The sequence below is a fragment of the Anaerostipes sp. MSJ-23 genome, from assembly GCF_018918155.1.
GTDB lineage: Bacteria > Bacillota > Clostridia > Lachnospirales > Lachnospiraceae > Anaerostipes.
Window position 1 is genome coordinate 160,152 of sequence record NZ_JAHLPY010000003.1, and the last position, 17,673, is coordinate 177,824.

Below are 17,673 nucleotides of genomic sequence, written 5' to 3' on the forward strand. Positions count from 1 at the left end.
CATGGCAGAGAATTTAATGAAATTGGAAATCATTACCCCAGAGAGGATTTTTTATCAGGGTGATGTAAGTATGGTGGAGCTTACAACGACAGAAGGAGAAGTTGGAATTTATCCAAAACATATTCCAATGACTATGATCATCGCGCCAGGAATCTTAACGGTTACGGAAAGTGATGGGACAAAGAAACAAGCTGCTTTAATGAAAGGATTTTTGGAAATTACACAAGATTCCATGAATATTCTTGCAGAAGTGATTGAATGGCCCGAAGAGATTGATGCTGATCGTGTGCGACAATCAAAAGAGCGGGCACAGAAAAGACTCAATGAAAAACAAGAACAAGTTGATTTGGTACGTGCGGAAATGGCAATGCGAAGGGCACTTGTAAGGGAAAAGTTAATAGAGTGAAAAAGACAAAAAGCTGCATAGGCTGAGAACTATGCAGCTTTTTTGATTTTAATTTTTTTATATAATTCTCGCGATTTTTTTGTGATCTTGGTTAGTAAATAAAGAACTGGCTGTGTCGCAAGAGAAAAAATAATAAATAAAATGATGCATGGGATGGACATACCAGTCAATGCAAATAATTTTGGCAGGAAAATACTGCAGGCGATCAGTCCGAGGATTGAAAGAATAAAAACAGCAGCTCGAAAATGGTTTAATGGGCGGCAGATAGAATAAAGAATCATAAATCCTACGACTGCAAGTAACAAAGTTGCAGCTGTAGAAATATCGCTGGATGGAATATGAAATAGTGGTCCGCATATAACAAGGGCTGCAACAGCGATCAAATCCGTAATTCCTGCTGGTAATGCCTTTAGAATTACATTTGTAATAAAGTGTCCTTTGATGATATCTTTGTTTGGTTGGAATGCGAGAAAAAATCCTGGAATTCCAATCGTAAACATGCTGATTAGTGAAATCTGAGATGGCTCCAGTGGATAAGTAATCATTAAAACAGCAGAAAGCAAAGACATCAAGAAAGAAAAAATATTTTTTACAAGGAAAAGACTTGCGGAACGCTGAATGTTATTGACAACTCGTCTTCCTTCCATAACAACAGATGGCATACAGGAAAAATTAGAATCCAGTAGTACAAGCTGTGAAGCCTGAGCTGCAGCGTCACTTCCGGATGCCATAGCAATACTGCAATCTGCATCTTTTAATGCAAGTACGTCGTTTACTCCATCTCCAGTCATAGCAACAGTTTTTCCCTGAGCTTTTAAAGCTTGTACAAATTGCCGCTTTTGAGCAGGAGTCACACGGCCAAAGACAGTATATTTTGTAATAGCATTGGTGATGTCTTCTTCTGTTTTCAAAGTAGTAGAATCAATGTATTTATCTGCATTTAAAATGCCAGCATCTTTTGCAACTTCTGATACAGTGAGAGGATTATCCCCTGAAATTACTTTTACGTCAACTCCTTGTTTTGCAAAATAGGCAAAGGTTTCAGGAGCTTCTTTTCGAATTGGATTTGCAAGAAGAATATAACCAAGAGGAAGAACAGGTTCGGTTAATGCTTCGCCAGTTAATGTATGATTATATTCACCAAAAACAAGAACACGGTATCCCTTTTGAGCATAGGAGCGAATGTCTTTTTCAAAAAGAGAAAAGTCTTCTCGTAATACAAATTCGGGTGCTCCAAGAACATAAGATTTTTCTTCAAAAGTTACACCACTATATTTCGTAGCAGATGTAAATGGAGTAATGCCGAGTGCTTTTTTTCCTGTTGTTTTTGTAAAATACTTTTTTAAGGCATCCATTGTACTATTATCGTTGCTGATAGCTGTTACAAAATCACCAACTAAGTGAGAAAGTTCTGGCATTTTGGTTGAGTCATATTTTCTTGTTGGAACTAGTTTTTTTACTTGCATAGTATTTTCTGTAATTGTACCAGTTTTGTCAACGCATAATACATTGACACGAGCCAGGGTTTCAATGCTTCGCATATCATGAAGGAGTACTTTCTTTTTTGCAAGGCGCATCGAGCTTACAGCAAGAGCCATGCTTGCAAGAAGATAAAGACCTTCTGGAATCATTCCAATTACAGCAGCCACCATAGAAGTAACACTTTCAGAAAAAGTTTCATGATTTAGGAAAAAACTTTGTACAAATAAAATAATTCCAATTGGAATCAGTGCAACACCGACAAATTTAACAAGGCGATCCAGAGAACGAATCATTTCAGATGGTTCTCCTTTTTGCATAGATTTTGCTTCCAATGTTAGTTTGGAAATATAAGAATCAGCTCCAACACTAGTTAGTCGGGCATAGCACTCTCCTGCAACGACAAAACTTCCAGACATTAGGGAATCTCCAGTTTTTTTCTCAATTTCGTCAGATTCTCCAGTTAGGAGAGATTCATTCGCCTTCACTTGACCATTGACGACGATAGAATCCGCACAAATCTGATCGCCAGATTTAAAAATAACAATGTCATCAATTACAAGATTTTCCGAGTCGATATGGATCATTTCTCCATTGCGAACGACATTGGCATGTGGAGCATTTAACATATTCAATTTATCTAAAGTTTCTTTTGCACGAATTTCTTGAATGATACCGATAAGTGTATTTATAATAATAATAGGAAGAAAAGTAAGATCGCGAAAAGATCCAACGAGGCAGAGAAGGACTGCTAGGATGGCGAAGATCAGATTGAAATATGTAAATACATTTTCATGAATGATCTCTTGAACAGTTTGAGCAGGCGGATCTACATTAAAATTAGCCCAGCCACAAATTTTTCGTTCGTTAACCTGTTGATTGGTAAGACCTGTCTGATAGTCAGGTTCTAAACGTTTGATGGGTGTTTTCTCTATATTATAATCCTCTTTTGTTTCTTTTTTTATATTCTTCATGTTGCAGCTCCCTTATGTTTCTTATGCGACTTGTTTCTGTAGATTAAAAAAACAAAGAATGATTGGGTAGTAATACTTATTATACACCTTTTTCCATGAAAATTTCGTGAACATAGGTTTTTATTTGACTTTCTATGAGACAGGTGATACGATAAAACTGTGCAACGGAGCATTGTGTTTTTCACAATGCTCCTTTTTACTTTTTTCAGGTAAAAATGTACTTCTTCTTTTCTAAATGTAACTTTGTAAATTTTTCTATTGGAAATAATAAGATGCCAATATCCTATAAATTGTGAGTGGAAGCAAACAAGGACTCATTGGTGCAATTTTCCGAGAAGAAAGCCTTGACAAACATGCCAAGGGAGACTTGAAAAAATTAGGAGGAATCAGATAATGAGCGGATTTGAATTTTATATGCCGACAAAAATTGTTTTTGAGCAAGGTGCCATCAGAAAAGTTGCAAAAGAGGGAAAAGTACTTGGAAAAAAAGGATTAATTGTTACCGATGGTCCATTACTGAAAACAGGGATTCTTGATCCGATCTTTAAGGATTTTAAAGCAGAGGGAATGGATTATGTATTATGGTCAGAGATTGTTCCCAACCCGAGAGATGTGGATATTGAGTGCGGTGCAAAGTTTGCAGCGGAAGAAAAAATCGATTATATAGTAGCTGTTGGGGGAGGATCTGCGATTGATACGGCCAAAGCAATTGGAGCAATTAAAGAAAATGGTGGTAAGTGTAATGATTGGTATGAAGGAAATTTAAAAAAGAAAATTACGCCTTTGATTTGTGTACCGACAACTTGTGGTACTGGAAGTGAGGTTACACATGAGTCTATTGTAAATAATACGGTTACGATGGTAAAGGATTGTATCTGGGGCCCTGAGGTAAGTGCAGCAGTAGCAATTCTTGATCCGGACGTACTTGTAAATCTGCCAAAAAAAATTCTAGCATCTACAGGAATTGATGCACTAACGCATGCTGTGGAAGCGTATGTTTGTAAAGCAGCAAATCCATTTACTGATGCGTTGGCAATTTATGCGATCCGTTTGATTGGAGAAAGTTTGACGGAAGCCGTTGAAAACAGTAGTAATGAAGCCTATGTAAAAATGATGGCGGCAAGCTGTATGGCAGGTGCAGCATTTGGAAATTCAGATGTGGCTTCTGTACATTCGATTGCAGAAGCACTTGGTGGATATTATGATATTCCTCATGGAGTTGCCAATGCAATGATGCTTCCAGAAGTCAGTCGATTAAGTATACCAGGAGCACCACAAAAATATGCGGATGTTGCTAGAGCACTTGGTGTTCACACAGAAGGAATGACAACACAACAAGCCGCAATGGCCGGAGTTGATTATATGGAAATGTTATGTAGGAGGTTGAATATTCCAAAGTTTTCTGAACTGGATGTTGTAGATCCAAAAGATTTTGAGCGATTAGCGACAACGGCAGCAGAGGCATCTGAGACGGAAGATAATCCGGTATTATTTGATAAGCAAGATTTTATTGATATTTTTACAAGATTATATAAAAAATAAAAGAGATCGGAAGCATATCACAATGCTTCCGATCCCTTTTATTCTTGAACTAAGAATTACGGTTTGCGAGATTATTATTTTGATAACGAGGATCGAAAGTGACTTCATCATCAAACCATTCAGGACCATCGTATTCAAGAGCTGATTCTTTATTTGGAAATTCAACTTCCGCCATGATGAGTCCTTCATATTCGCCGTGAAAAACATCGAGCTCTATTAGATATCCGTGGCTGTCTGGAATCTTATAACGAGTTTTCTGAATCAGAATGCCATCTGTTTTTGGCAGTAGATGTTCGTAAGCTTGTTTATCCAGAGGAAATTCAGTTTCAGCACGTGCGAGAAGTCCTTTGGATTTATAAGTCAGAATATATTGTTTATTAATGCGGCGTATGCGAATGACTGGTTCCATGCACAAATATCCCTGTTCAATTTCAGAATGTGGATAGCTATCAAGGTTTTCAGGGAGATTGTGGACAATAAATTTACGTTCGATTTCCATGGGAATTTCCTCCGTTTTCTTTTTCTTTATTATAACCAGCGTCTATGATATAATCAACAAAGGATTTGAGAAAAAACAAAAGCAAGGAGAATTTGAGAAAATTATGCGATTGAGAAATGTACCAGGGGCGAGAGAAATGATCATTGAAAGCGATTATTCAATTCAAAATCCGCAAGAATATAAAGGAAAATGGTCACAGGAATTTGAAAATGATCATCCGATTCATATTGAAGTAGGGATGGGAAAAGGAAAATTTATTTTAGAAATGGCAAAAAGAAACCCACAGATTAATTATATTGGAATTGAAAAATATTCTAGTGTATTAGTGCGTGCGATAGAAAAAACGGAAGATTTTGAAGGAGATAATCTTCGTCTGATTCGTATGGATGCAGAAGATATTGAAAATGTTTTTGATCATGGAGAAGTGGATCGGATTTATCTGAATTTTTCAGATCCATGGCCAAAAGACCGTCATGCAAAAAGGCGTTTGACTTCTACAAGATTTTTAGAAAGATATGATCATATCCTGGCAACAGATGGATATGTTATGTTTAAAACGGATAACAGAGAGCTGTTCGATTTTTCTCTGGAACAGGTAAAAGAAGCTGGATGGATTTTAAAAGATTATACTTATGATCTTCATAACAGTGAATATAATGAAGGAAATGTTATGACAGAATATGAGGAAAAATTTTCTGCAAAAGGTAATCCCATTTGCCGTTTGAGTGCATATCGTCATCGTCTGGAAGATAGTTGCATATGATAAAGAAAAAGTGGTAATATAAGAATGAAACCAGGAAAATGTCAAAGAAATATTTGCTTATTTCTTTATCAACATCCATGTATTTATCATTGGATCTGCAAATTTTTTCGTTCACTTCATGAAGCAGAAAAATGTTTGTGCAGAAGATAGGAGATTACATTATGGAATATAAATTTACGAAGGAAAATTTTCAGGAAGAAGTTTTGAATGCAAAAGAACCTGTTTTGGTTGATATGTTTGCAACATGGTGTGGGCCATGTAAGATGATGGGACCTGTCATTGAAGAAATCGCAGCGGATTATGAAGGAAAAGTAAAAGTTGGGAAACTGGATATTGATCAGGATCCAGAACTGACAGCACAATATAAAATCATGTCTGTGCCGACATTTCTTTTGTTCAAAGACGGTCAGGTTGCAGATAAGATCATCGGAGGTGTTCCAAAAGAAACGCTGACAGAAGCGATTGAGAAATTATTATAGACACGAAACGGAAAAAGGCTCTGAGTAGATCAGGGCTTTTTTCTTTTGAAAAGAAAAACAGGAGAATAATTATATGAATATATTAAACGTTGAGCACATCAGCAAAATTTATGGAGAAAAGGTGATTTTTGATGATGTTTCTCTTGGAATTCATCAGGAGGATAAAATAGGTATTATTGGTGTTAATGGAACCGGAAAAACAACATTACTTAAGATCATTGCAGGACTTGAGGAAACAGACAGTGGAGAGGTCATTTATTCGAATGGCACACGGATTTCCTATCTTCCGCAAAATCCGGAATTTCATGGGAATCCAAGCATTTTGCAATATGTTATGGAAGGAAAAAATCATCAAGATCAGAAAGCACAAAGTGAGGCAAAAACAATTCTTACAAAGCTAGGAATTTATGATTTTGATGAAAAAACACAACATCTATCCGGAGGACAGAGAAAGAGAATTGCACTTGCAAGAACATTGGTTGATCCATCGGAAGTTTTGATTTTAGATGAACCAACAAACCATTTAGATAATGATATGGTTTTATGGCTTGAGTCATATTTAAATCAATTCCGAGGGGTATTGATTATGGTAACACATGATCGATATTTTCTCGACCGTGTAACAAATAAAATTGTTGAAATCGATCATGGGAAATTGTATGAGTATGATACAAATTATTCCGGATTTGTTACATTAAAAGTGCAGAGAGAAGAGATGGAACAAGCAACTGAACGAAAAAGAAAGAGTCTGCTTCGTGTGGAAATGGAGTGGATGAAACAGGGAATCAAAGCAAGAGGAACAAGGCAGAGGGCGAGAACGGAACGTTTTGAAGCTTTGAAAAATGCAAAAGGGCCACAGATAAAACAGGATGTTGAAATAGACTCGGTAAGTAGCCGTCTTGGAAAAAAGACGATTGAATTTGATCATATTTCCAAAGGATTTGAAGGAAGAGAATTCATTCGTGATTTTTCTTATATTGTATTAAGAGATGACCGCCTTGGCTTTATTGGACCAAATGGTTGTGGAAAGTCGACACTAATGAAGATGATTATGGGCATTCTTTCACCAGATGAAGGTGAGATTATCATAGGAGATACAGTAAAAATCGGATATTTTGCACAGGAAAATGCACAGATGGAAGAAAATATTCGTGTGATTGATTATATTAAAAATACAGCAGAGTACATCCAGACAACCAGAGGACAGGCAAGTGCATCACAGATGCTGGAAAGATTTTTATTTCCACCAGAACTTCAGTATACGCCACTAGGCAAACTTTCCGGTGGAGAAAAAAGGCGTTTATATTTATTAAAGGTTTTGATGGAAGCACCAAATGTTTTAATTCTTGACGAGCCAACCAATGATCTTGATATTGCAACATTGACGATTCTTGAAGATTATTTGGACAGTTTCCAGGGAATCGTTATTACTGTTTCACATGATCGTTATTTTTTGGATCGAGTTGTAAATCGTATCTTTGTTTTTGAAGAAAATGGAAGATTGACGCAATATGAGGGCGGCTATACAGATTATCTTGAAAAAACCAAAGATAAAAAAATTTCAGGACAAAAAACAGAGTTAAAGTCCGAAAAAACAAAAAAATTTCAAAAAGAGCATCAGAAGAAGTTGAAGTTTACTTTTAAAGAACAAAAAGAATTTGAAACAATTGATGATGATATTGTAGCATTAGAAGAGAAATTGGAACAACTGGATGGAGAAATTATGGCAAATGCAACAAATTCAGGGAAATTAGCTGAATTGACAACGGAAAAAGATAAGACTCAGGAAGAACTAGATGAAAAAATGGATCGTTGGGTATACTTAAATGATTTGGCAGAAAAAATAGAACAGCAATCATAAAACATAAAAGTCAATCATATAAAAACAACCAGAAAAGTAACAAGAAATTAGAATAAAAGTATGTGACTTACTGGTTGTTTTTATTTAAAGTTTTTTGAGCTTTTTATAATTTTGTATTTTCGATAGAAATTTGCTTTTGGTACAGACGATAGTTGACCCAATTTTCTATTAAATATTGGATGCATGCGAAAAATGGAACACCAAGGAACATTCCAAGTGGACCAAAATAGGCGCCTCCAACGGTAATAGAGAAGAGAATCAAAAGTGGTCGGACACCAGTTGAATCTCCAAGAATTTTTGGACCAAGAATTAATCCGTCAAACTGTTGAAGTATGAATACCATGATGATAAAAATAAGAGCTTTCATCGGACTTGCGATAAAAAGAATAAATGCGCCAGGAATAGCACCGATAAAAGGTCCGAAGTAAGGAATCATATTGGTAATACCAACGATAACGCTAATTAATACCGTATAAGGAAGACCAAGAATTGTCATTAAAACAAAACATAAGATTCCAATGATTAGGGAGTCTAGTGATTTTCCTACGATAAATCCAGAAAAGATTTTGTGACAATCTTTGCATGTTTTTAAAATAGAAGCTGCACGTTTTTTGTTAAAAATGGCAAGAATCATTTTTTTCATAGCTGTTTTTAGGATTTTTTTATCTGCTGTCATATAAATCGATACAATTAAAGCGATAAAAATATTAAACAACCATTTTGCAAAAGATAAAGTCATCGCATAAATCCATGGAATTAACTGGGTTAAAAGACCATTGGAAATATTCATAATTTTTGGAAGTACTTTTGTTTCTAAAATTTTTACAATTTCGGGGGAAAGCACATTTGTACTTGTTGCCTTATAGTGGGTAACAAATTTACCGATCATTTTATAAATGTCAGGAACCTGTTCTGCCAGTTCTTGAATGCTTTCGACTAATTGTGGAATGATAAAAATCAAACAAATGACTACGCCACCAAGAAACAGAAGATAACTAAATATAATAGAACAACCTCTGGAAAACTTTTTTGCCTTTTCCGGAAGGAGTCGGTAAAACAGTTTGTTATGAAAAAAAGAAATAACTGGATTTAAAATATATGCAATTAAAAATCCCATAAAGAATGGAAATAAAGTTCCCCAAAGTTCCGACAATAATTTCTTTGTAATATCCCATTGTGTAACGAAACGGAAGATAATACATCCAATTAAAATAACAGCAATTGAGTAGATGCTGATGGTAAAATATTTTTTATTTGATTCAAATTTATGATTTCCAGCCATATAAGTTTCTCCTTTTTTTCTTACTCTCATTATTATAAATTCTATCCAAAAGAAGTACAAGTTAAAAAAAATAAAAAAAGTACTTGCATTCTTTGAGAGAATCATATATAATAAATCTTGCGTCAAGGGAGCAAACCCCTTGAAAAGTGAATAAATATGCGTGATTAGCTCAGTTGGTAGAGCACCTGACTCTTAATCAGGGTGTCGAGGGTTCGAACCCCTCATCGCGTACTGAAAGCACTGTTTTTGGTTGAAGCACCGGGGATGGTGCTTTTTCTTTTATAGAAAGGAACGGGATTTTTATGGCAAGACTGGCATTGGCACAAATAACTTCTTCAGAGTGCTGGGAAGAAAATTTAAAGAAGGCAGAGCAATGGATGAAAAGAGCCAGTGAGCAAGGAGCAGATATGATTGTATTTCCGGAATACTTTATGATGTATTATCCTGCAAAAAGAGTCAACTATCATAAAGGAGCACAAACTCTTTATGGCCCTTTTGTATCAGAAATGAAAAGATTAGCAGAAAAATATCATATATGGACAGTCTTTAGTATGAATGAAGATTCAATCCAGGAAGGAAAGAGTTATAATACAACGGTTATTCTTGATGATCATGCGGTACAAAAAGCAATTTACCGTAAGAACCATTTGTTTGACGCATATACATGGCAAGAATCAACCGATACAATAAAAGGAGAAAAAATGTTCCTTCCATTAAGGACGCCTATAGGAGTTCTTGGTATTAGTGTTTGTTATGATCTTCGATTTCCAGAAACTGCAAGAATTGCAGCATTATATGGGGCAGAGGTTATGATTTATCCATCAGCATGGGTGAAGGGAGAAGGAAAATTTCTTGCATGGGAAACGTTACTTCGGGCAAGAGCAATTGAAAATGAAATGTTCGTTTTTGGATGTTGTCACTTTAGTGAAGAACATTATATGGGACGAAGTCTTGGATTTGGGCCTTTGGGAGAGAAAATTTTGGAAGGAAAAGAAAGAGAGGAATTACTTTTCTGTGAGTTCGATTCTGAGAAAATAAAAAAAGTACGACATGAAAATCCGGTGTTTAAGAATCGTCGTACTGATTTATATTCTGTATTTTTAAAAGAACGTTAAATTTTTTCAACAAGAAGTTTAAAGTCATTTTCAATTTTAAGTTCGTAATGACAAATGCTTTTAAGTGTACGATCGATCAGAGACTGAATTTCTTCTTTTTTATATCCGATATAGCCAAGAATCATAAATAATTCCATTGAGACAATATGGTTGCAGTATGCTATATCTGGTTGATGATACATCATTTGGATGATTTCTTTTTCAATTCCACAATCCATCTGAAAAAGGATGGATAAATCCTTTTGATTGATTTCGCAGTGTTTGTCGGTAATAGATTTCCAGAAAAGTTTTTTCCCTTCTATGATCTTTTGATTGTGAAAATGATGGCAGTGAAGTTCCATTAAAAATCTTGCGTAATGAGAGTCTATTAGAAGATGATGGGAAAAGAAAAAATAGGCATAATGGCGTATTTCTGGCTCCAGAGAGGTTAGAATCTGCCATAAAATTCTTGAAATTCCCGACCATACTTCTTCATAGACAGCAATAGATAAAGAATCTTTGTTTTTAAAATAATAGGCAATCATAGCACGATTAATATCTGCTTTTTCACAGATATGATCAAATGTTGTTTCCTGAATACCTTGTTCGTAAAATAGGTGAATACTTGTCTGTAAAATTTGTTGTTTTGTATGTCTTCCAGTGTTGTAAGATTTTGTCATGATCATTCTCCTTTTCTAAAGTATAACATATTTTTTTAGGATAAAGATGCAATCATTTAAAATACCTGTTAAAATAGAAGAAGGTAGAATTTGAAAGTAGAAAGGAGCTTTGAAAATGCAAATATTAAAAAGAGTTTTGCTGGCAGTGGCATTAGTCATAGCAGCGGCGGGTGCATTTTTGTTTTATAAGAATAATATTGCAAGTAGCCCAGGAGGGGCACTTTTAAATTATATGAAATGTCTGGAAAATGGAGATTACGATAAAATGTATGATATGTTGGATCAACAGAGTCAAGACAGTATTTCAAGAAAAGCATTTATTGAACGAAATGAAAAGATATACGAAGGAATTTCTATGAAAAATCTTCAGGTTTCTCTTACAACAAAAAAAAGAGAGCCAGTGGTAGGCTATCGCCTTTCTATGGATTCTTGTGCTGGAACGATTCGTTTTAGTGAGAGGGTTCGATTTCAAAAAGAAAAACACAGATGGAAATTGGAGTGGGATGATTCCGTTATCTTTCCAGGATTGGCTTCCACAGATAAAATAAGAATTAAAATATTGGAAGCAGATCGAGGGGAAATTACAGATCGTAAAGGAAGGACACTTGCTGGCCAGGGAACGATTTATGCGATAGGGATTGTTCCTGGAAAAATGAAAAAAGATACCGTGAAGAAGACAGCAAAACTTCTAAAAATGTCAGAAAAAGAAATTCAAAAGCAGATTCAACAGAAATGGGTGAAAAAAGGTTCTTTTGTTCCAATTTGTAAGACAGACGAATATCCTGAAGAAATTCTTGATATTGCGGGTATTATGGTTTCTAAAAGTAAAGACAGAGTTTATCCTATGGGAGAAGCTGCAGCACATTTGGTTGGATATGCACAAAATGGAGAAGGAAAGACTGGACTGGAAAAACTTTATGATGAAAAATTGCGCGGCACTGATGGAAAAATGATTTATATCCAAGACTCCAAAGGGAGCATGAAAGAAAAAATTGCAATTAAGGCAGAAGAAAATGGGCAGGATATTCAAACAACCATTGATGGAACACTTCAAAAGAAAATTTATGATCAGTATAAAAAAGATAAAAGTGCCCATGTTGCTATGAACCCAAAAACAGGTGAGATTCTTGCTTTGGTGAGTACGCCGTCTTATGACAATCAGGCATTGTCACTTGGTATGAATCATGATCAGTGGAAAGCAATTGTAAAAAATAAAGATCATCCAATGCAAAATCGTTTTAAAGGAATTTGGAGTCCAGGTTCATCGATGAAACCAATCGTTGGAGCAATTGGTTTGACTCAGAATAAATTTAAAGCATCGGATGATTTTGGAAACAATGGAACTAGATGGCGTAAAGATGGAAGCTGGGGAGGATATTATGTAACAACGCTCCATAACTATGCAAATCATAATCTAAGAAATGCGTTAATTTATTCAGATAATATTTACTTTGCAAAAGCAGCATTAAAGATTGGAAAAGATACATTTGAGAAACAATTGGAAGCCATTGGATTTCGGGAAAATATTTCTTTTCCATTCGGTCTTACACCATCTTCTTATGGAGGAAATGGCATTACCTCTGAAATACAACTGGCGGATAGCGGTTATGGACAAGGACAAATGCTTGTGAATCCTGTTCATATGGCAGCAATTTATTCTGCATTTTATAATCAAGGAAATATGCTGCAACCGCAGTTGATCAAGACAGAAGATTTAAAAAAGAAAATATGGAAATCATCTGTTTTCTCAAAGAGTGCAGTAGATACGATTTATAAAGATATGGTTCAAGTTGTAGAAAGTCCACATGGTACAGGAAGAGCAGCCCAGACTTCTGACCTTAAGATTGCCGGTAAGACGGGAACGGCAGAAATTAAGGCATCACAAGGAGATACAAAGGGAACAGAAATAGGATGGTTTGTGACGATTACGAAAAAAGCAGATAAATCACTGGAACTTGTATCAATGACAGAAGATGTAAAAAAACGTGGAGGAAGTGGTTATGTGGTTGCAAAAACGAAGAAAATATTGGAAAGCTATATGCAGTAGGTTTCTTCTTTTGATTACCATTGTATCACCTGGATTTAAATGCCTGTTTATTTCTAAAACATGAATTCAATAAGTGATTGTGTTACCGCAGCGAAATGAAAAAAACAATCAGAGAGCAGCTATATGAACACGTGAGTACTGTTATGTGTGAATCAAACAAAAAGCGTGCTGCTCAAAGATTGTTTTTTTATTTTTTATAAATTGTTCATAGTCTCTTCATTGACATTTTGAAGTGTCAGCTGTATTCTTTTCTATACGATTGATAACATTGTTAACTATCTGAAAACAGAGGTGAAAAATGAAAACAAAAGAGAAAAATATGGAACATGAGCTTCTTGTATTATTTCGAAAAATGATTCGTATAGATTTATCTGCTTATTTACAGGAACTTTCGAGAGAAGAATTTTATATGTTGGATCTTCTTTCCAAACAAATTCAAGAAAAAGAGATCGAAGGAATGAAAGTGTCTTCGATTGCGGAGGCATTGGATATTTCTTCCCCGGCAGTATCGAGAATGCTCGGAGGAATGGAACGAAAAGGATATATTCTTCGGAAAGTAAATCCGCACAATCGCAGAAATACGATTGTGAAAATCACAAAAAATGGACAGAAGATTTATGATAAAACAGAAAGTCAAATGAATCGTTTGCTTGATCATGTGACGAAGCGGGTGGGACAAGAAGATATGGAGGAACTTTTAAGACTCTGGAATCGAGTTGCAGAGGCATTTCTTGAGGAAACAAAATTTGAGTTAAAGATATAAAGGAGATTGATTATGAGAGAAAAATGGAATCAGTTTATGCAGGGAAGGTACGGATATGATGATCTGAGCCGTTTCCTGATGAAGGTATTTATTGCGGCAATTATATTGTCATTGTTTACAGGAAGAATTTATATTGCAGGGGTATTTTCTCTTGGGAGAGTTTTTTACTGGATTGCACTTATTTTAATTGTTTATAGCTATTTTCGAATGTTTTCAAAAAATATTTATAAACGTTCACAGGAAAATTTGAGATTCCTTGAAAAAACAAGAAATATCCGGAATTTTTTTTCAACACAGCAAAATCTTATGAAGCAGAGAAAAAAATATCATATTTATACTTGCCCGGATTGTAAACAGAAAATTCGTATTCCAAGAGGAAAAGGAAAAATAGAAATTCGTTGTCCAAAATGTGGAAGAACATTTATAAAAAGGAGTTAATACAACATGTTCGGTTACATCATTGTGAATAAACCAGAAATGAAATTTAAGGAATTTGATGTATATCATGGATTTTACTGTGGTCTTTGCAGGAAGCTTAAGAAGCATTATGGAAAGATCGGGCAGATGACATTGACTTATGATATGACATTTGTTGTACTGATGCTTACGAGTCTATATGAACCAGAAACACAGATTGGTGTGACAAAGTGTATCGCGCATCCTTTTGAAAAACATCCAACGAGAATAAACGATATCACGGATTATGCAGCACATATGAATGTTTTATTATCGTATTACAAATGTGAAGACGACTGGCAGGATGATCATAAATACAAAAAACTTCTGACGGCAAAAATGTTATACAAAAAAAGCGGATTTTCAAGAAATTTTTACCGTGAAAAGTGGAATAAGATCGAACAATTATTAAGACAGTTATCTGAAGAAGAAAAAAAAGGCAATGAAAATTTGGATGAGATGTCTGGGTTGTTTGGTAAGATCATGGCAGAAATTATGTTGTATCGAAAAGATGAATGGGAAGAACTTCTTACAAGGTTTGGTTTTTATCTTGGAAAATTTGTTTATTTGATGGATGCTTATGAGGATATAGAAGATGACATAAAAGAAGAAAATTATAATCCATTTCGTTCTATGTATCAGAAACCAGATTTTGATCAAAAATGTCATCAGATTTTGACAATGATGATGGCAGAATGTTCCAGGGCATTTGAACAGCTTCCGTTGATTGATCACATTGAGATCCTACGGAATATTCTGTATTCTGGAGTATGGTATCGATTTGAACAAGTACGGGCCAAAAGAGAAGAAAAAAAGGGAGAAAAGAATGGTAGATCCATATGAAATTCTTGGTGTGTCAAGAGATGCATCGGAAGAAGAAATTAAAAAAGCATATAAAAGGCTAAGTCGTAAATATCATCCAGATGCGAATTTGGATAATCCAAAGGCAGCGGAGGAAAAATTTAAACAAATCCAGCAGGCTTATCAACAAGTGATGAAGGAAAAAACGCAAGGTTACAGTCAAAGTAGTTATGGAGGTCCACAGGGAAGTTCATATGGTGGACAAGGTGGCCAATATACGCAGCAAGGTAATCCATATGAAGATATTTTCCGAGAATTTGGGTTTGGTGGTTTTGGCGGAAGCTATTATGGAGGCGGTCAGCAAAACACGAGTACAGGATATGAAAAAGATAACCATTTACGGGCTGCTGGAAATTATGTTCGTAATGGTTATTATCAGGAAGCAAGAAATGTGCTGGATGGCATGGAAATCTCAAAAAGAGATGGTAGATGGTATTATTACAGCGCTTGTGCAAATGCAGGGCTTGGAAATAATGTGACAGCTATGGAACATGCCAGAAAAGCAACGGAAATGGAACCTGGAAATATGGAATATCAGGCATTATATAACCAACTAAATGGAAATGGTAGCTGGTATGAGCAACGTCAGCAGACATATAGCAGTCCTTATGCAACCGGTGGTGACTGGTGCATGAAGCTGTGCTTGTTAAATCTTGCATGTAATATCTGCTGTGGAGGCGGTGGATTCTGCTGTGGAGGACCGTATTACAGATAATGGAGGAAAAAACAATGAGCAAGATCATAGGAATTGATTTGGGAACAACAAATTCCTGCGTAGCAGTTATGGAAGGTGGAAAACCGGTGGTTATTCCAAATAGTGAAGGACAAAGGACAACACCATCGATTGTTGCATTTTCTAAGAATGGAGAACGATTAATTGGGGAGCCGGCAAAACGCCAGGCAGTAACGAATGTAAAACGTACCGTTGCATCGGTAAAACGACAGATGGGAACAGATCGCAGGGTAAAAATTGATGGAAAAAAATATAGCCCGCAGGAAATATCAGCAATGATTCTTCAAAAATTAAAAAAAGATGCAGAGGCGTATCTTGGTGAGACAGTAGATCGTGCGGTTATTACGGTACCGGCATATTTTAGTGATGCACAAAGGCAGGCAACAAAAGATGCCGGAAAGATTGCTGGATTAAAAGTGGAACGTATTATTAATGAACCAACATCAGCAGCATTGGCGTATGGCCTCGATAAGTCAGTATCCCAAAAAATCATGGTTTACGATCTTGGAGGAGGAACTTTTGATGTATCTGTTATTGAAATTGGGGATGGTGTCGTAGAAGTTCTTGCAACTGCAGGTGATAATCATCTTGGAGGAGACGATTTTGATGCGCGAATTGTAGATTATTTGTTAAAAGAATTCAAAAAACAAGAGGGAATTGATCTATCCAAGGATCATACAGCTGTTCAAAGAATCATGGAAGAATCAGAAAAAGCCAAAAAAGAATTATCTACTGCTATGACTGTTCAGATCAACCTTCCATTTATTACAGCAACCTCAGATGGACCAAAACATATGGATATGACATTAAATCGTGCTAAATTTCAGGAATTAACGGATGATCTTGTTGATAGAACATCTGGCCCTGTGCATCAGGCATTGTCAGATGCAGGAATTTCGGCATCTCAATTAAATATGGTTCTTCTTGTTGGAGGGTCCACAAGAATGCCAGCCGTTTGTGATAAAGTAAAAGAACTGACTGGAAAAGAGCCAAGTCGAAATATGAATCCGGATGAATGTGTTGCTCTTGGGGCAGCTATTCAGGGAGGAAAAATGGCTGGAGAATCAGGATTAAATGAGATTCTTTTGATGGATGTTACACCACTTTCTTTATCAATTGAGACAGCAGGAGGAGTTGCTACAAGGCTGATTGAGCGAAATACAACAATTCCAACAAGATACAGTCAGATTTTTACAACAGCAGCTAATTTTCAAACGGCCGTGGATATCAAAGTTCTCCAAGGAGAACGTACAATGGCAAGAGATAATCAGCTTCTTGGAAATTTCCGATTGAAAGGAATTAAAAGGGCAATGCGCGGAGTGCCGCAGATAGAAGTTACTTTCGATATTGATGTCAATGGAATCTTAAATGTTTCAGCGAAAGATCTTGGAACGGGAAAAGAACAATCCATTACGATTACATCAAGTTCGAATTTATCGGATGAAGATATTGAACGTGCTATGCAGGAAGCAAAAACTTATGAAAATCAGGACCAAGAGAAAAAAGAAGCGATTGATATTTACAATGAAGCTGAAAGAAGTATTTATAAAGGACAGCAGTATCTAGCAGAAAAGAAAAAAGAATTATCGAGAGAAGAAAAATCAAATATAAAAACAGCAATGAAAAATCTTCAGAAAACGATGAAACATATCAAACCTCAGAATATTACAGAGGAAGATGGGAAACGGATTCGAGAAGCAAAGGATGCACTAGATCAGATAATATGGTAAATGCATAAAAAGAAATAAAAGCGG

16 protein-coding genes and 1 tRNA gene are annotated in these 17,673 nt (G+C 35.7%); 13 read left to right on the top strand and 4 right to left on the bottom strand.

The genetic code is table 11. The annotated features are described in order from the left end of the window. Position 1 precedes the first annotated feature (1 nt). Positions 2-406, top strand: a complete 405-nt coding sequence (gene atpC / locus KQI71_RS04385) for an ATP synthase F1 subunit epsilon (protein WP_216434433.1) — start codon at positions 2-4, stop codon at positions 404-406. Positions 407-435: 29 nt separating this feature from the next. Here atpC and KQI71_RS04390 read toward each other — a convergent pair whose 3' ends face one another. Further along, the gene (locus tag KQI71_RS04390) at positions 436-2,859 is read right to left on the bottom strand and encodes a cation-translocating P-type ATPase (protein ID WP_216434435.1); all 2,424 of its coding nucleotides are present in this window, start codon (positions 2,857-2,859) and stop codon (positions 436-438) included. Between the two features lie 393 nt (positions 2,860-3,252). Between KQI71_RS04390 and KQI71_RS04395 the strand changes: the two genes are divergently transcribed. Then, positions 3,253-4,401 carry an iron-containing alcohol dehydrogenase gene (locus KQI71_RS04395; RefSeq protein ID WP_216434436.1) on the top strand — a complete coding sequence of 383 codons (1,149 nt, stop codon included), beginning with the start codon at positions 3,253-3,255 and terminating at the stop codon, positions 4,399-4,401. A gap of 49 nt (positions 4,402-4,450) precedes the next feature. Here the strand turns inward: KQI71_RS04395 and KQI71_RS04400 are convergent, their stop codons facing one another. Beyond that, positions 4,451-4,900, bottom strand: a complete 450-nt coding sequence (locus KQI71_RS04400; RefSeq protein ID WP_216434438.1) for a CYTH domain-containing protein — start codon at positions 4,898-4,900, stop codon at positions 4,451-4,453. Between the two features lie 103 nt (positions 4,901-5,003). On the opposite strand from KQI71_RS04400, the gene trmB reads away from it, so the two are divergent. The 3 genes from trmB to KQI71_RS04415 all read left to right on the top strand — a co-directional run bounded on the left by trmB (position 5,004) and on the right by KQI71_RS04415 (position 8,003). Further along, a complete protein-coding gene (trmB, locus tag KQI71_RS04405; RefSeq protein ID WP_216434440.1) occupies positions 5,004-5,663 on the top strand; it encodes a tRNA (guanosine(46)-N7)-methyltransferase TrmB in 660 nt (219 codons plus the stop codon). Positions 5,664-5,824: 161 nt separating this feature from the next. Next, the gene (gene trxA, locus KQI71_RS04410; RefSeq protein WP_216434441.1) at positions 5,825-6,142 is read left to right on the top strand and encodes a thioredoxin; all 318 of its coding nucleotides are present in this window, start codon (positions 5,825-5,827) and stop codon (positions 6,140-6,142) included. A 73-nt stretch (positions 6,143-6,215) separates the two neighbouring features. Then, positions 6,216-8,003: an ABC-F family ATP-binding cassette domain-containing protein gene (locus tag KQI71_RS04415; protein WP_216434443.1), complete on the top strand. Its 1,788-nt coding sequence runs from the start codon at positions 6,216-6,218 to the stop codon at positions 8,001-8,003. A gap of 103 nt (positions 8,004-8,106) precedes the next feature. Here the strand turns inward: KQI71_RS04415 and KQI71_RS04420 are convergent, their stop codons facing one another. Further along, on the bottom strand, positions 8,107-9,285 hold the full coding sequence (locus tag KQI71_RS04420; protein WP_216434445.1) for an AI-2E family transporter: 1,179 nt from the start codon (positions 9,283-9,285) through the stop codon (positions 8,107-8,109). A gap of 158 nt (positions 9,286-9,443) precedes the next feature. Between KQI71_RS04420 and KQI71_RS04425 the strand changes: the two genes are divergently transcribed. Further along, a tRNA-Lys gene (locus KQI71_RS04425) sits at positions 9,444-9,516 on the top strand. 71 nt (positions 9,517-9,587) lie between these two features. After that, entirely contained in the window at positions 9,588-10,400 is an 813-nt protein-coding gene (locus tag KQI71_RS04430) for a carbon-nitrogen hydrolase family protein (protein ID WP_216434446.1), read from the top strand. Here the strand turns inward: KQI71_RS04430 and KQI71_RS04435 are convergent. Next, entirely contained in the window at positions 10,397-11,059 is a 663-nt protein-coding gene (locus tag KQI71_RS04435) for a TetR/AcrR family transcriptional regulator (RefSeq protein ID WP_216434448.1), read from the bottom strand. The genes KQI71_RS04430 and KQI71_RS04435 overlap by 4 nt on opposite strands. A 115-nt stretch (positions 11,060-11,174) precedes the next feature. On the opposite strand from KQI71_RS04435, the gene KQI71_RS04440 reads away from it, so the two are divergent. The 6 genes from KQI71_RS04440 to dnaK all read left to right on the top strand — a co-directional run bounded on the left by KQI71_RS04440 (position 11,175) and on the right by dnaK (position 17,649). Then, positions 11,175-13,106, top strand: a complete 1,932-nt coding sequence (locus KQI71_RS04440) for a penicillin-binding transpeptidase domain-containing protein (RefSeq protein WP_216434450.1) — start codon at positions 11,175-11,177, stop codon at positions 13,104-13,106. A gap of 298 nt (positions 13,107-13,404) precedes the next feature. Next, entirely contained in the window at positions 13,405-13,869 is a 465-nt protein-coding gene (locus tag KQI71_RS04445; RefSeq protein ID WP_216434452.1) for a MarR family winged helix-turn-helix transcriptional regulator, read from the top strand. A gap of 12 nt (positions 13,870-13,881) precedes the next feature. Next, complete coding sequence (locus KQI71_RS04450) at positions 13,882-14,307, top strand: zinc-ribbon domain-containing protein (RefSeq protein WP_216434454.1); 426 nt, start codon at positions 13,882-13,884, stop codon at positions 14,305-14,307. Between the two features lie 6 nt (positions 14,308-14,313). Next, a complete protein-coding gene (locus tag KQI71_RS04455; protein ID WP_216434456.1) occupies positions 14,314-15,168 on the top strand; it encodes a DUF5685 family protein in 855 nt (284 codons plus the stop codon). After that, positions 15,152-15,901 carry a J domain-containing protein gene (locus KQI71_RS04460; protein WP_216434458.1) on the top strand — a complete coding sequence of 250 codons (750 nt, stop codon included), beginning with the start codon at positions 15,152-15,154 and terminating at the stop codon, positions 15,899-15,901. Before KQI71_RS04455 ends, KQI71_RS04460 begins: the two co-directional genes overlap by 17 nt. A gap of 14 nt (positions 15,902-15,915) precedes the next feature. Next, the gene (dnaK, locus tag KQI71_RS04465) at positions 15,916-17,649 is read left to right on the top strand and encodes a molecular chaperone DnaK (RefSeq protein ID WP_216434460.1); all 1,734 of its coding nucleotides are present in this window, start codon (positions 15,916-15,918) and stop codon (positions 17,647-17,649) included. The last annotated feature ends 24 nt before the right edge of the window (positions 17,650-17,673 follow it).